The 14593-nt window shown below is 55.8% G+C and carries 14 protein-coding genes and 1 riboswitch; of the genes, 9 read left to right on the forward strand and 5 right to left on the reverse strand.

The features are described from left to right. The first annotated feature begins 297 nt into the window (after positions 1–297). A complete protein-coding gene (locus AC0T7J_RS11330; protein ID WP_473794213.1) occupies positions 298–696 on the forward strand; it encodes a hypothetical protein in 399 nt (132 codons plus the stop codon). A 45-nt stretch (positions 697–741) separates the two neighbouring features. Here the strand turns inward: AC0T7J_RS11330 and AC0T7J_RS11335 are convergent, their stop codons facing one another. Beyond that, a complete protein-coding gene (locus AC0T7J_RS11335) occupies positions 742–1215 on the reverse strand; it encodes a nuclear transport factor 2 family protein (RefSeq protein ID WP_473794215.1) in 474 nt (157 codons plus the stop codon). Positions 1216–1270: 55 nt separating this feature from the next. After that, on the reverse strand, positions 1271–1705 hold the full coding sequence (locus tag AC0T7J_RS11340; RefSeq protein WP_010247107.1) for a 6,7-dimethyl-8-ribityllumazine synthase: 435 nt from the start codon (positions 1703–1705) through the stop codon (positions 1271–1273). Between the two features lie 389 nt (positions 1706–2094). Between AC0T7J_RS11340 and AC0T7J_RS11345 the strand changes: the two genes are divergently transcribed. Further along, positions 2095–2802, forward strand: a complete 708-nt coding sequence (locus tag AC0T7J_RS11345) for a phage antirepressor KilAC domain-containing protein (protein WP_473794217.1) — start codon at positions 2095–2097, stop codon at positions 2800–2802. A gap of 132 nt (positions 2803–2934) precedes the next feature. On the opposite strand, the gene AC0T7J_RS11350 is transcribed toward AC0T7J_RS11345, so the two are convergent. Next, on the reverse strand, positions 2935–3732 hold the full coding sequence (locus AC0T7J_RS11350) for a MetQ/NlpA family ABC transporter substrate-binding protein (RefSeq protein WP_473794218.1): 798 nt from the start codon (positions 3730–3732) through the stop codon (positions 2935–2937). Positions 3733–4016: 284 nt separating this feature from the next. Between AC0T7J_RS11350 and AC0T7J_RS11355 the strand changes: the two genes are divergently transcribed. Next, positions 4017–4400, forward strand: a complete 384-nt coding sequence (locus AC0T7J_RS11355) for a cupin domain-containing protein (RefSeq protein ID WP_473794220.1) — start codon at positions 4017–4019, stop codon at positions 4398–4400. A 161-nt stretch (positions 4401–4561) separates the two neighbouring features. Here AC0T7J_RS11355 and AC0T7J_RS11360 read toward each other — a convergent pair whose 3' ends face one another. Both AC0T7J_RS11360 and AC0T7J_RS11365 read right to left on the reverse strand, forming a co-directional pair. Beyond that, a complete protein-coding gene (locus AC0T7J_RS11360) occupies positions 4562–5248 on the reverse strand; it encodes a molybdate ABC transporter substrate-binding protein (RefSeq protein ID WP_473794222.1) in 687 nt (228 codons plus the stop codon). After that, complete coding sequence (locus tag AC0T7J_RS11365; RefSeq protein WP_473794588.1) at positions 5248–6282, reverse strand: ABC transporter substrate-binding protein; 1035 nt, start codon at positions 6280–6282, stop codon at positions 5248–5250. Before AC0T7J_RS11365 ends, AC0T7J_RS11360 begins: the two co-directional genes overlap by 1 nt. Positions 6283–6585: 303 nt before the next feature. Further along, positions 6586–6684: riboswitch (guanidine-I (ykkC/yxkD leader) on the forward strand. A 60-nt stretch (positions 6685–6744) separates the two neighbouring features. Here AC0T7J_RS11365 and AC0T7J_RS11370 point away from each other — a divergent pair. The 6 genes from AC0T7J_RS11370 to uca all read left to right on the forward strand — a co-directional run bounded on the left by AC0T7J_RS11370 (position 6745) and on the right by uca (position 14569). Further along, a complete protein-coding gene (locus tag AC0T7J_RS11370) occupies positions 6745–7800 on the forward strand; it encodes a putative urea ABC transporter substrate-binding protein (protein WP_473794224.1) in 1056 nt (351 codons plus the stop codon). Between the two features lie 24 nt (positions 7801–7824). Further along, positions 7825–8640, forward strand: a complete 816-nt coding sequence (locus tag AC0T7J_RS11375) for an ABC transporter permease (protein WP_010247123.1) — start codon at positions 7825–7827, stop codon at positions 8638–8640. Beyond that, positions 8637–9422, forward strand: a complete 786-nt coding sequence (locus tag AC0T7J_RS11380) for an ABC transporter ATP-binding protein (RefSeq protein ID WP_473794226.1) — start codon at positions 8637–8639, stop codon at positions 9420–9422. Before AC0T7J_RS11375 ends, AC0T7J_RS11380 begins: the two co-directional genes overlap by 4 nt. Continuing rightward, a complete protein-coding gene (locus tag AC0T7J_RS11385; RefSeq protein WP_473794228.1) occupies positions 9419–10147 on the forward strand; it encodes an urea amidolyase associated protein UAAP1 in 729 nt (242 codons plus the stop codon). Before AC0T7J_RS11380 ends, AC0T7J_RS11385 begins: the two co-directional genes overlap by 4 nt. A gap of 10 nt (positions 10148–10157) precedes the next feature. Further along, the gene (locus AC0T7J_RS11390) at positions 10158–10793 is read left to right on the forward strand and encodes an urea amidolyase associated protein UAAP2 (protein ID WP_473794230.1); all 636 of its coding nucleotides are present in this window, start codon (positions 10158–10160) and stop codon (positions 10791–10793) included. Between the two features lie 164 nt (positions 10794–10957). Continuing rightward, positions 10958–14569 carry an urea carboxylase gene (gene uca, locus AC0T7J_RS11395; protein ID WP_473794232.1) on the forward strand — a complete coding sequence of 1204 codons (3612 nt, stop codon included), beginning with the start codon at positions 10958–10960 and terminating at the stop codon, positions 14567–14569. Positions 14570–14593 lie beyond the last annotated feature (24 nt).

Genomic DNA, 14593 nt, shown 5'->3' on the forward strand with positions numbered 1-14593 from the left:
TTATAACAGACGATTAACAGAGGCAGAGTTAAGGCAAACTGGCGCTATGTGCCTGTGACGCTACGCTTATTCGTTGTTATTCTCTGATTAAATTTATGCTGATCAGCAGGTTAAAAGCACTACGATCAGGCAATAAAAACACTGTGTATTTATTCAGTAAATATTCTTTACGCAAATATACCTGGAAATCGGTACATTTAAGCGGTTTTTAAGAGCATGCCGACTCTTCTCCCCCTTACATCCTCCTGCTAAATCGCTAAAATAGCGGGTTCTGATGATCAGGAGAAAGAGTGCCCAATGCGTTATCGTTATACTCTCGCCGTTGTGACGGTTGCTGCTGTGCTGGCCGGCTGCGCGAAGAAAAATGCCGCCAGCGATGCGCCAGATGAATTTGCTGCTGGCCCGACGCAGATTGATGTCTCACACATCAAGACCCGCGCAGATGATGGCTCCAGTGTGTTCCTGACTGTAGATGGTAAAGACGCTGGCAGATTGCCCAACGGCGAAAGCATGCTGCTGCATGTTCCGGCCGGAAAACACCAGGTCGGCGGCTATGTACCCACCCTGTTTGGTATGGGGCGGGTGACCATTGCGCCGGTAGAAGTGACCACGTCACCGGACGATGTCAAAAAAGTGGCTTATACGGTCACACGCAACAAAGCGACCTTTGTTGAGAACAAGGACGAGCAGGGCTGAGTGGATGACGGCGGAGAGCTATGCTCTCCGCTGGAAGAGCTGGCGCTATAAGCCCAATTCGCTCAGTGAAGGATGGTCGTCAGGACGTCGGCCTTGCGGCCAGTGAAACAGCCGCTGTGCTTCACTGATTTTCAGATCGTTAATGCTGGCATAACGCTGCTGCATTAAACCCTGCTCATTAAACGCCCAGTTCTCGTTGCCATATGAGCGATACCACTGCAGTTGCTCGTCATGCCACTCATAGGCGAACCGCACCGCAATCCGGTTCTGATCAAAACTCCATAACTCTTTTATCAGCCGATACTGCTGCTCACGCTGCCATTTATGCTGCAGGAAAGTGATAATATCTGTCCGGCCGGTCAGGAAGGTATCGCGATTACGCCACTGGCTATCCGCAGAATAGGCCAGCGCGACCCGCTCCGCATCCCGGCTGTTCCAGCCATCCTCAGCCAGCCGGACTTTTTCAATCGCCTGTTCAGGCCGGGTAAACGGCGGTAAAGGCGGACGTGAATTTTCCAACTTTCTCTCCTTAACAGCGCAGGCAAACGCATTGTCAGCATTCGTGATAGTCGTATCAGAGTTCCAGGGCGTGGATCTGACAGACGGCACGCGCCGCTTCCTGACCTTTTTTCACGAAATGCTGAGTATAGAAGTCGATAAACTCTGCCGATGGCTGGAAATTATGCGGCGTAAGTGACACCGAGAAGACGGGCACATTGGTTGCCAGCTGCGCCTGCATCAGACCACTCACCACAGCCTGCGCGACGAAATCATGGCGATAGATGCCACCATCCACCACCAGTGCTGCACAGACAATCGCATCGTAGTTGCCGGTCTGCGCCAGGCGTTGCGCCAGCAGCGGCATTTCAAACGCGCCCGGAACATCCCATGTTTTAATCTCATATGAGGTACCGCGGCTTTCCAGTTCCTGTTCGAATCCTGTCAGAACCTGAGAAACGATTTCGCTGTGCCAGTTAGCTTTAATAAAGGCGACTTTCAACGGCTGCATGACTTACTCCAGTAAAAGGTGACATCCAGTGGTAACGGGCCAGATTGCGTCCCTGCACCCCGAATCAAAAATAGTGAGCCCGGCAGGCCAGTAACCTGCTGACAGCCTTCACTATACTGTAATGTAAAGATTCTGTGTCCATCATTGTGATTATATGTAAATAACTGAGAGATTGATTATCCACTTATGCTGCAGCAAAAGTCCGCAACGCCTCCTGCAAGGCATTCAACACGTGCTCTTCAGCCCGGAAAACGCCTCTTGTCCCGCTGTTTGCGTAACAGCTTCCAGTTATGTTACTGCTTAAATAAAGTACTGGATATTTGAACAGGTGTTTGTATAATAAATGGACTGCCCATCGGGTATTAGTAGCGTTAGTGAGGGGTGAACCCATGATGATTTCGACTGAAAGCCTCAAATCTCTGGAACAATCGGTCACAATGAGCAGTCGTGAACTGGCTCAGATGACCGGTATTACACACGGAGAAGTGAAGCGGTTAATCAAAAGTCTGGAGACGGCTCAGCGTCTCTCCCAGCCGCTCAGCGTGAATGAGTATGAGCGGGAAGGGGAAGTGCGTCAGGAGTATCGTCTGTGCAAGCGTGACTCGCTGCTGGCCGTGGCACGGCTGTCGCCGGGTTTCACCGCAGAAGTGCTGGATCGCTGGCAGGATCGCGAGAGGACTACCCACTTGCCTGACTTTACTAATCCGGCTGAAGCCGCTCGCGCCTGGGCTGAGCAGTTTGAACAGCGTCAGGCGGCGGAGCAGCAGCTGGCTCTCTCGGCTCCCAAGGCGGCGTTCTTTGATAACTTCGTTGAGGTTGACGACTCGCTGGGCTTTCGGCAACTCTGCAAAATGCTGAAAGTGAAAGAACCGGAGTTCCGCCAGTTTCTGCTGGAGCGCAACATTATGTATCGCGCAAAAGGCACCCTGACGCCGCAGCATTACCATCTGCAGGCCGGCTACTTTACGCTGCATACCGGTACAGGCGAAAATCAGCACGCTTTCTCTCAGGCACGCTTTACGTCTAAAGGGGTGAAATGGGTCGCCAGTCTGTGGGCAGGGCATCTCTCTGCTCAGCCAAAAGGCGCAGCCGCGTAACCGTTCATGTAAGCTTGCGGGCTGGCGCGGATGTATAAGTGCTGGCAGGTGTGCAGGTAAAAGTGCAGATATAAAAGAGGCCGCAACAGAGTGCGGCCTTTTTAGATCGTTAATGATCGATTATCGGGCGACTTACCAGCCTTTAATCGCATCACCCTTGTAAACTTCTTCGGCTTTGGCCGCGACTTCCGGTGACTGCAGCGCAGACTTCAGCTTCTGAATTTTATCGCTGTCTTTATTATCTTCTCGTGAAACCAGCGCATTGACGTAAGGCGATGAGGCACTTTCCATAAATAAGCCATCGCGGTGTGCTGATAATCCCGCCTGGGCTGAGAAGTTGGTATTGATAATCGACAGAGTGACGTTTGGATCGTCTAAGGTGCGGGTCAGCTGTGGCGTGTCCACTTCTACCAGCTTCAGATTTTTTGGATTTTCGATGATATCCAGTGAGGTCGGTAAATAACCCGCATCCGGTTTGAGTTTAATCAGACCCTGCGCCTGCAGCAGCAGCAGGCTGCGTCCCAGCGTGGTGGCTTCGTTAGAGATGGTGATAGTGGCACCGTTCTGCAGCTCACTGATGTTCTTGATTTTGTGCGAATAGGCAGCAATCGGGAAGACGAACGTTTTACCCACCACCGCAAACTTATAGCCGCGCTCTTTAGACTGGGATTCCAGATAAGGCAGGCTCTGGAAGGCGTTAGCATCCACTTCTTTGTTATTCAGCGCTTCATTTGGCAGCACATAATCATTGAAGTTAAGCACTTCGACATCCAGCTTGTATTTATCTTTCGCCACCTGCTTTACCACCTGCCAGATTGCTTCATCAGGCCCGGTATTAATCGCTACTTTAACTTTGTTATCGTCATCTTTTGAGCAGGCGGATAATAGTAGAACAGAACTGGCGAGTAATGCCGTAAACAGACCTTTCATTATCAGAAATCCCTCAGGTGGTTGATGGCTTCAAAGATAATACAGAACTCACAGGTTGCGTACTGACTGAGGAATATATCTTATAACCACAACGCAAATATTGAACATTAATTAATCAGAAATTCAGCCAGTGCGGTAATGCCGGGCGTTCATCTCTGTGTTCGCTGGCGGATAATGCCTGATAACAGGCTTATTAAAACGCAGGCGGGCATCAACACAGTTTTCTTCTAAGCTTACTTATCAGTCACTACTGGCATTCTATTGATTATTTACAGGGATTAAGCATGTCGAAGCAAGATAACGAAATTAACGCGGTTGAAGTGATGCGCAGTGGCCAGGCCTGGAACGGTGAAGTGATTGAAGCCTATCCCACTGGCGAACCTGAGCTGACCGTTATGCGGCTCTCGCTGCCTGCCCATACGTCATTGCCCTGGCACACCCATCCAATGCCGAATGCGGCGTTTATTCTTTCCGGCACCCTGATTGTTGAGGATAAAGAGAGCGGTAAACAGCATACCTTCCAGGCGGGTGAGGCCCTCAATGAGACGGTCAACAGCGCGCATCGGGGTTACACCCTGGATGAGCCAGCCGAACTGGTGATTACCTATGCCGGTGTAAAAGGGCAGGAGCTGACCGAGCCATTGCCGGGCGAGCCTGAAGAGTTTTAAACATCCTTACTTCATAATGCACCACAGTAGCGCCACCGTGCAGGCTGAACATATCAGTCACAAGCTTAAGGTGGATTTCGCTAAGCTTTAATGATCGGTGTTTCGCGCCCTTAAAGCGGGTTGCTGGCAGGGCGCAACGTCATCCGCGACAGAAAAGGCATTTACTCCCCGCCAAACCCCGCTTCCCGCAGCACCGCTGTTGCCTGCTCCGATCTTAAAAAATCCGCCAGCCGACGCGCCTCTGGCGTAATGACTGCACAGGCGTAGCGCGCAACAGGATTGAAAGCCGCAGGGATATCAACGACTGTCAGACCGGCAATCTGGCTCAGCGCCGCCCGATAGCTGGCATAACCGATAAACAGATCCGCCTGATCCTCCAGGATAATCCATTCTGCCGCCAGCCTGCCTGCGGGAATGGGTACAGAGTCACGCCCACCAACCAGTGCCTTTGCGCGATGGCGCACCGCTTCACCGGCTTTGCCCATCCGGGTGAAAAGGGTCTGCGCGTAGTCGCCAGAGGGATCGGCTGTGGGTGTAGAGGTTGCGATCCGCAGTGTGTCGCGGGTCAATAGCTGATACCAGTCGTCTCCCGCCTGTAGCCGATCGCTGCGAACGGTGATGCAGAGTTTATTGGTCGTGAACGGTATGACTGCCAGCGCTCGCCCAGCGTTCAGCAATTTTTGCGGATGCTCCTCACTGGCTGACGCAAAGAGATCGCAGGGCTCACCGGCTTCAATCCGTTCGCGGAGCAGACCGGCGGGGCCAAACCGGGTTTCAACTGGCTCAGGAAAGCACGCCATCAGCGCGGGCCAGACCGCTTTCAGGCTGCCCGCCGCCCGTACGCGCATCACTCTGTTCCCTGATAAGCGGTGCGATAGAAGCGCTGATACCATTTATTGGCCAGCTTATTCATATCCACATCCTGAAATTTCTGCGGATAGAGTTTTTTCGCCATCCACAATTCGCCAATCCCCATCGCTTCCGGCATGGGATAACCCCAGGCTTTGGCGTAGTCCGGCATCAGCCAGACACGATGATTTTTTACCGCGTCGATAGCCTGCCACTGCGGTGAACTGTTGATTTCATTCACAACGGAGGGATAGCGATCCTGAACAAAAATCACCTGCGGATCCCAGGCGATTACCTGCTCCATCGACACGGTTTTGAAGCCTTTTACCGTCGCTGCGGCGACGTTAACCGCGCCCGCATGCAGCATCATCAGGCCGGTATATTTCCCTGAGCCGTAGGTGGTCAGTTCCGGGTTCGCCATATAGGCGCGAATGCGTTTTTCCGCCGGAACATCCTTCAGTCGATCGCTGACGATTTTGCGGCTCTCATCGGTGGCCGTAATCAGGGCTTTTGCTTCTGCCGGTTTATTGACGATCTCGCCGATAAGCGTAATCCCTTCTCGCAGTCCTTTGTCATAAGCCATTTCCTCGTCGCGGATAGACGGGTTCATCTTTGCCTTTTCACCCGGTTCGTCATGACGCAGTGAGATAGCCACCACCGGAATGCCCAGCGCGGTAATGCTGTCGATCATCTCATGCGGCGCATAATTGGTCACAAACACTACCTGCGGATGCAGCGCCACCAGTTTTTCAGGATCAACATGCGTCAGATCCCCCAGTGTCGCTTTCTGATTCAGCTCAGGAGCCAGACGGGCATAGCTGTCGCCAAGTTGCTGCTTCCAGTTCGCCATCACACCAACGATTTTATCGGTCGCGTTCATCTGCACCAGCAGGTTAAGCGTCTGATGCTGAAGCACCACAATACGATCAACACGATCAGGAATCGTGACCTGGCGGCCTGTCTGATCGGTTATCTGGCGCGAAGCCTGGGAAGAGAGCGGAGGGAGAATCAGTAAACCGAGTGTGCATGCCAGCCAGAAGCGCTTCGTTAGCTATCCTCAAAATTCGTTATGCAGTGGATTATATAGCGATAAGTGACAGCCGTCACGGTCCGGGTCTGCCTTCCGGCATTGATGTGAGTACGAAAAGAGACTGAGCGAGGGTTCTGATATCGCTTGCCTGCACGGCACTGATTATGTGCAACGCCCGTTACTGACTCACCATCCCGGTGCCTTCCTGATTTTCAGCCCTCTATTTATCTGATTTATCGCGATTTAATTTCTGGCACGCCATTTGCTGAAGTCTGAACAGTAAGCAGCGTTCGACACAATTGATAGCAAATAGCTGGCTAGGGTTCCGGTTCACGCAGGTGAATGTCTGGTCCGAGAGCTGGCGACCTCTGCGAGGTTACACGGCGGGACAAAAGCCCGGGAGACAGCGGCACCAAATGGTGTCTTGCGCTGCTCCCGTTTTTTTGTGCTAACCAGAGGTCAACCATGAAGAAATCACCCCTCCTGACGCTTATTCTGTCGCTGACGCTGCTGGTCAGCGCACCCTCTTTCGCCGCGGTCAAAAAAGAGTTCAATATCTGCTGGACTATCTATGCGGGCTGGATGCCGTGGGGCACCATCAGCAACGAGAAAATTATCGATAAATGGGCCAGCAAATACGGTATCAAAATTGATATCACCCAACTCAATGACTATATCGAGTCGATCAACCAGTACACCGCGGGTCAGTTCGACGGCTGCACCATGACTAACATGGATGCGCTGACCATTCCTGCGGCGGGCGGCATTGATTCCACGGCGCTGATCACCGGCAGCTACTCCGATGGCAATGACGGTGTGGTGCTGAAAGGCGTAAACAAAAAACTCAGCGACCTGAAAGGGATGTCTGTTTATCTTCCTGCGCTGTCGGTTTCGCACTACCTGCTGGTTCGCGGTCTGGAGAAGGCCGGTTTACAGGAAAAAGACGTTAAGGTCGTGAACACCTCCGATGCCGATATCGTCTCCGCCTTTGGTACCAGCGGCGTGCAGGCGGCGGTTGCCTGGAATCCGCAGCTTTCAGTGATCAAGAAAACCCCACAAACCACAGAAGTGTTCAGCTCTTCGGCCGTGCCGGGCGAACTGATTGACATGATGGTGGTGAATACAGAGACCCTGAAAGATAACCCCGCGCTGGGCAAGGCGCTGACCGGTGCCTGGTTTGAGATGATGGCGAAAATGCAGGCTGGTGATGCGCAGGCGCTGAGCGCGATGGCTGCCGATTCCGGTACTGACCTGGCCGGATACAAGGCGCAGCTGAAAACCACCCACCTGTTCTGGACCCCAGCCGAAACCCAGACATTTGTTTCTTCCCCCGATCTGGCGAAAACCATGCAGCGCGTCGCCGCGTTCTCCTTTGATAAAGGATTGCTGGGCGAGGGTGCACAAAGCGCTGACTTTATCGGCATGAGCTTCCCTGGCAACATCACCGTCGGTGATACAGCGAACATCAAACTGCGCTTTGACGACAGCTATCTGAAGATGGCCGCTGCGGGCAAGCTGTAATCACCGATCTCAGGAGTATTTGCCATGCGCCACATCAACCGCTATCCCCGGCAGGGAATGCGCCTGACGCTGATGCTATTACCTTTTGTATTGCTGATCGCCGTCTGGTTTATCAGTTCGGCGGTGCGTCTTGAAGCCAACCCACACGACAAGCTGCTGCCCGGCCTGTCACAGATGATCGCCGCCATCGACCGGATGGCCTTCACGCCGGACAAGCGCAGCGGCGAATATCTGCTGTGGGCGGATACGTGGATTAGCTTAAGCCGTCTGCTGACTGGCCTGGCGATCTCTTCACTGATTGGCCTTTGCATCGGTGTTGCAGCGGGCGTCTTCCCGATGAGCCGCGCGGCGCTGTCACCCTTTATGACCGTGGTGTCGATGATCCCGCCGCTGGCGCTCCTGCCGATGCTGTTTATCGTCTTCGGGCTGGATGAGCTGTCAAAAGTGATGCTGATTGTTATCGGGATTACGCCGATGCTGGCGCGCGACCTGGAACATCGGGCGCGGGAAATCCCCGCAGAGCTGTTTATCAAAGCACAAACCCTGGGGGCAAACAGCTGGACGGTGGTATTGCGGGTTGTGCTGCCGCAGCTCTTGTCGCGGCTGATCACCTCACTGCGTCTGTTGCTGGGATCCGCATGGCTCTTTCTGATCTCCGCCGAAGCCATTTCTGCAACCGCCGGACTGGGCTATCGCATTTTCCTGGTCCGTCGCTACATGGCAATGGATGTGATCATCCCCTATGTCATCTGGATAACGCTGCTGGCGTGGCTGATGGATCTCGCGCTACGTCAATTGCACAAAGCCTGTTTCCCCTGGGCGGAAGGAGGCCGGGAATGAGTTTTATCGATTTTAAAAATATCTGGCAGGAGTATGGCGACCATGTAGTGCTGGAACGCATCAATCTGCAGGTGAAAGAGGGCGAGTTCTGCTCGCTGGTGGGGGCGTCCGGCTGTGGTAAGTCGACGTTTTTACGCCTGCTGCTGGGTCAGGAAAAGCCGACACGGGGATCGATCACGCTGGATGGCGAACAGCTGCGCGCGGAACCCGATCGCAGCCGTGGCGTGGTGTTTCAGCGTTATTCGGTTTTTCCCCATCTCAACGTGCTGGATAACGTGGCCATCGGCCTTGAGCTGCCGGCTTCACCGTTTACTGGCCGGCTGTTTGGCACCCGAAAACGCCATGCCCATGAGCAGGCAAAACAGATGCTGGAGAAAGTCGGGCTGGGCCATTCTCTCGATAAATATCCGGCGCAGCTTTCGGGCGGGATGCAGCAGCGGCTGGCGATTGCGCAGGCTTTTGTGATGCAGCCGCGCGTGCTGCTGCTGGATGAACCCTTCGGCGCGCTGGACCCCGGCATCCGCAAAGATATGCATGCGCTGCTGCTCCAGCTCTGGAGCGAAACCCGCATGACGGTGTTTATGGTCACTCACGACCTTGCCGAAGGCTTCAATCTTGGCACCCGGCTGCTGGTTTTCGACAAAGTGCGCATCGATCCTCAGGCCCCCAATGCCTGGGGGGCGCGTATCACTTACGACATCCCGCTTAATGAAACGCGGCTGTCACAGCTGGCAACCGGCAGTAAAAACAACATTTATCCCTTCAAGGAGACCGCTCAATGACCGCACTTTTTCATTCAGCCCCGAGCCTGCGCGAAGAGCAGCTGCCCGGCGGAGGGCACACCTCGCTGATTCTGCGCACAGGGCAGATCCTGCGCCTGACCGACATCGAGGGCGGCGCTAACGTCAGCATGATGATGCTCAATCCCCACGAGAAAAGTGAACGCCTGAATCTGCCGGATACCCTGAAAGGCCAGCATACGGCTCGCCTGACCACCGGGCACTGTTTCTACTCCGATATGGGACGCGTACTGGCCGCGATCGTGGCGGATAGCTGCGGCTGGCACGACCCGTTTGGCGGTGTACTCAACGCGGGGGAAACGCACGATAAGTATGGAGCCGGACGCTATCAGGAGTTGCGCAATGGCTTCTACCGTAACGGCACAGATAATCTGCTGGTTGAGATGGGCAAATGGGATCTGGGGCTGGAAGATCTGCTGATGGTCGTCAACTTTTTCAGCAAGGTCACGGTTGATGAGGAGGGCTGTTTCCGGTTCAGTTCGTGCAACAGCCGTGCCGGGGATTTCGTAGAGCTTTACGCACCTATGGACGTGCTGATCGTGCTGACCGCGCTGCCACATCCACAGGATCCCGCCACTGACTATCTCCCGCGACCCGTTCAGCTGAGCTGGTATCAGGCCGACGATATACAGGCCGTCAGTGAAGCGATGGTCACGCGCGGTGAAAACCAGCGCGCGCTTCATAACACCCAACTTTTTGCCCTGTAAGGAGGCTGAGATGACCCTTATCCACTCTGATCGTCGTCCTGAAGATGCCGTCTATCGCCACGTGATCCCGGCAGGCGAACCCTGGCTGCTCGAAGTGAAAAAAGGGCAGACGCTGCGCCTGCTCGACCTCGAAGGGAATCAGGCAATTGATACCCTGTTCTACAACAGCGATAACCCGCGGGAACGCTACGATCCTCAGCGCACGCTGCGTCGTCAGGGAAACGTCTATCTGACCACCGGCAGCGTGCTCTATTCGAATCTCGGCAATCCGCTGCTGACGATCGTCGCCGACACCTGCGGTCGTCACGATACCCTGGGCGGAGCCTGCTCGCAGGAGAGCAACACCGTGCGCTATGCCCAGGATAAGCGCTACATGCACAGCTGTCGGGATAACTTTCTCTGTGCCTGCCTGCACGATGGCCGCCTTCACAAACGCGATATCGGTGCCAACATCAACTTTTTCATGAACGTTCCGGTTACGCCGGAAGGCGGTCTGACCTTTGAAGACGGGCTATCGGCACCCGGCAAATACGTTGAGCTGGTAGCCGAATGCAATGTGATGGTGCTGATCTCCAACTGTCCGCAGCTGAATAATCCCTGTAACGGCTGGAACCCGACGCCCGCCGACGTGCTGGTGTGGAACTGAGTCAGCGTTGCCATGGCGACAAGCGGGACTGAGTTGCTCAGCCTTTTGCGTCAGACCTCTCAACACACCACCGGCGTATGCCTGTTACGTGCCGGTCAGCCCCGGGGACGGCCCCAGGGAATATCGAATTTTGCGGGACGACCCGCATCCCTGAGAGTTCGCTTATGTTTGATACCTTACTGATTGCTAATCGCGGTGCTATCGCCTGTCGCATCCTGCGCACGCTGCGTGCCATGCAGGTGAAAGGGGTCGCCGTTTACTCCGAAGCCGATCTGAGCAGTTTACATATCCGCGAGGCGGATGTGGCGCTAAGCCTTGGCGAAGGCCCGGCTGCACAAACCTATCTGGTGACGGAAAAGATCATCGCCGCCGCGCAGCAGAGCGGGGCGAAAGCGATTCATCCTGGCTACGGTTTCCTTTCGGAAAACGCCGCCTTTGCTGAGGCGTGCGAGGCTGCTGGTCTGATTTTTGTCGGCCCCACACCGCAGCAGTTGCGGACTTTTGGCCTGAAACACACGGCCCGCGCGCTGGCGAAAGCCGAAGGGGTGCCGTTGCTGGAAGGCAGTGAACTGCTGGCGGATATCAGCGAAGCCCGCCGCGCGGCTGAAATGGTCGGCTATCCGGTGATGCTCAAAAGTACCGCGGGCGGCGGTGGCATCGGTATGCGTGTCTGTCGTGATGCGAATGCGCTGTCAGAGGCGTTTGAAACGGTCCAGCGCCTCGGCCAGAACAACTTCAGCGATGCCGGGGTATTTCTTGAAAAATATATTGAACGCGCCCGTCATCTTGAAGTGCAGATTTTCGGTGACGGAAAGGGCGAGGTCATCGCGCTGGGCGTACGCGACTGCTCGGTACAGCGGCGTAACCAGAAAGTGATCGAAGAGACGCCAGCGCCGAATCTGCCCGCAGGTATGGCGGAGGCTTTATGCGCGGCGGCTATCGCGCTGGGAAAAGCGGTGAACTATCGCAGCGCCGGAACGGTTGAGTTTGTCTATGACAGCGCGGCGCAGCAGTTCTATTTTCTTGAAGTGAATACCCGTCTGCAGGTTGAACATGGCGTCACGGAGCAGGTGTGGGGCGTTGACCTGGTGCAGTGGATGATTGAGCTGGCCGCAGGCGATCTTCCTCCGCTTCACGCGTTAGCCGCCACGCTGAATCCACAGGGCCATGCCGTACAGGCGCGAATTTACGCGGAAGATCCGGGGCGGCAGTTCCAGCCTTCGCCCGGGCTATTAACCGAAGTCATTTTCCCGGCAGCCGAGGGTAAAACCTTGCGCATTGACCGCTGGGTGGAAGCCGGCTGTGAAGTCCCGCCATTCTTCGACCCGATGCTGGCAAAAACTATCGCCTGGCGTCCCACTCGTGATGAAGCCATCGCCACCCTGGCACAGGCGCTGGCTGAGACCCGTTTCTATGGCGTAGAAACCAACCGCCGCTATTTATTGCAGATTCTGGCCTTCTCGCCCTTCACGGCTGGCGAACCCTGGACCCGCTGCCTGGAGCAACTCGCCTATCAGGCGGCCACCGTTGAGGTGCTGAGTGCCGGAACCCAGACCAGCGTTCAGGACTATCCCGGACGTCTGGGATACTGGGCGGTGGGCGTGCCGCCGTCGGGGCCGATGGATGATCGCGCACTGCGTCTGGGCAACCGTCTGCTGGGCAATGAGGAGGGTGACGCCGCGCTGGAAATCACCCTGAATGGACCCACCCTGAAATTTAACACTGAGATTCAGGCGGTAATCGCTGGCGCGCCGCTCACTGTCACGCTGGATGGCGTCGGACAGTCAATGAATTCTGTTTTTACCATTCCGGCCGGGGCAACGCTGAAGCTGGGCGCGATAAGTGGCGCGGGCGTCAGAAGTTATCTCTGTCTGAGCGGCGGCATTCAGGTGCCGGACTATTTAGGCAGCAAAAGCACTTTTACCCTGGGTCAGTTTGGCGGACATGCCGGACGGGCACTGCGTAGCGGTGACGTGCTGCATCTCGCTCCGCATTCTGCGAGCGCAACCGGAACGGAACTGCCCGTCGGACTGCACACAGAACTGGGCAAAGTACGCACGCTGCGCGTCATTTATGGTCCGCACGGTGCGCCTGAATTTTTTGCGCCGGAGTATATCGAGACGTTCTTTGCCACAGAATGGGAAGTGCATTTTAACTCCAGTCGCACCGGCGTTCGCCTGATCGGGCCAAAACCAGTCTGGACCCGCGACAGCGGCGGTGAAGCAGGGCTGCACCCCTCAAACATTCATGATAACCCGTACGCGATCGGCGCGGTCGATTTTACCGGTGATATGCCGGTGATCCTGGGGCCGGATGGCCCGAGCCTTGGCGGGTTCGTCTGCCCGGTGACGGTAATCGAGGCAGACCTCTGGCAACTGGGACAGCTAAAAGCCGGTGACAGAGTGAAGTTTGTCGCGGTAGATATCCCCACAGCCCGCCAACTGGCAGAGGGCCGACGTACCGAGTTGACCACGCTCCAGCCACAGGAAACAGACTGGCAGGCTGCACCGCTGATTTCGCCCATCGTGATGACCTGCGGCGAAGCGGATAAACGCCTGGTGGCGCGCCTCTCTGGCGATACGCATCTGCTGCTGGAGGCTGGCGAGCCGGAACTGGATCTGGTGTTACGTTTTCGCATTCATACGTTGATGCAGGCGCTGGAGGCGCAATCCCGCAACGGCATTATTGATATCACGCCGGGGATCCGCTCGCTGCAAATCCACTTTCAGCCGGAGACACTGACGCCCGACGTGCTGCTGACGTGGGTGCGCGGTGAGTGGGAGAGGGTCTGCATGAGTGATGACCTTCAGGTTCCCACACGCGTGGTGCATCTGCCGCTCTCCTGGGACGATCCGGCCTGTCAGAAGGCCATCGAAAAATATATGACCACCGTGCGGCAGGATGCGCCGTGGTGCCCGAGTAATCTTGAATTTATCCGCCGGATAAACGATCTGCCGGATGAGCAGGCTGTCTGGAACACGGTCTTTGAAGCCAGCTATCTGGTGATGGGGCTGGGCGATGTCTACCTCGGCGCGCCGGTCGCCACGCCGCTCGATCCCCGTCATCGCCTGGTGACGACAAAATATAACCCGGCCCGCACCTGGACAGCGGAAAACTCGGTTGGCATCGGCGGTGCCTACCTGTGTGTGTATGGCATGGAGGGGCCAGGCGGCTATCAGTTTGTCGGCCGCACGCTGCAGATGTGGAACCGGTATCATGAAGTCTTTGATTTTGGCGGTAAACCCTGGCTGCTGCGCTTTTTCGATCAGATTCGTTTTTATCCGGTTCCGGCCAGTGAGCTGTTGCAGATTCGCCGCGATTTTCCCCTCGGTCGCTACCCGCTGCGCATTGAGCACAGCACGCTGCGGCTGGCGGAATACCAGGATTTCCTCGCCCGTGAAGCGGAGAGTATCGGTCTGTTTCGCGATCACCAGCAAGCCGCGTTCCATGCGGAACGTGACCGCTGGATCGCAAGCGGCCATGCCCATTTTGACAGTCAGGAAAATGTGGCCGATGAAGGCGGCGACGCGCCGCTTCAGCCGGGCGAGCAGGGGGTAGAAAGCCCGGTTTCCGGCAATTTATGGCAGGTGCAGGCGACGGCGGGCAGCCGGGTGCGGGAAGGCGATATCCTGGTGGTGCTGGAGTCGATGAAGATGGAGATTCCGCTTCTGGCACCGTGCGACGGCATTGTTCAGCAGGTCAGCGTGCAGCCAGGCAGCGCTGTACGCGCAGGGCAACGCGTGGCGGTGATTGTTGAGGATAATGCGGATGGATGATGACAACTGATCACCTGGTGGCGC

The organism is Pantoea sp. E956-1, from assembly GCF_982223955.1.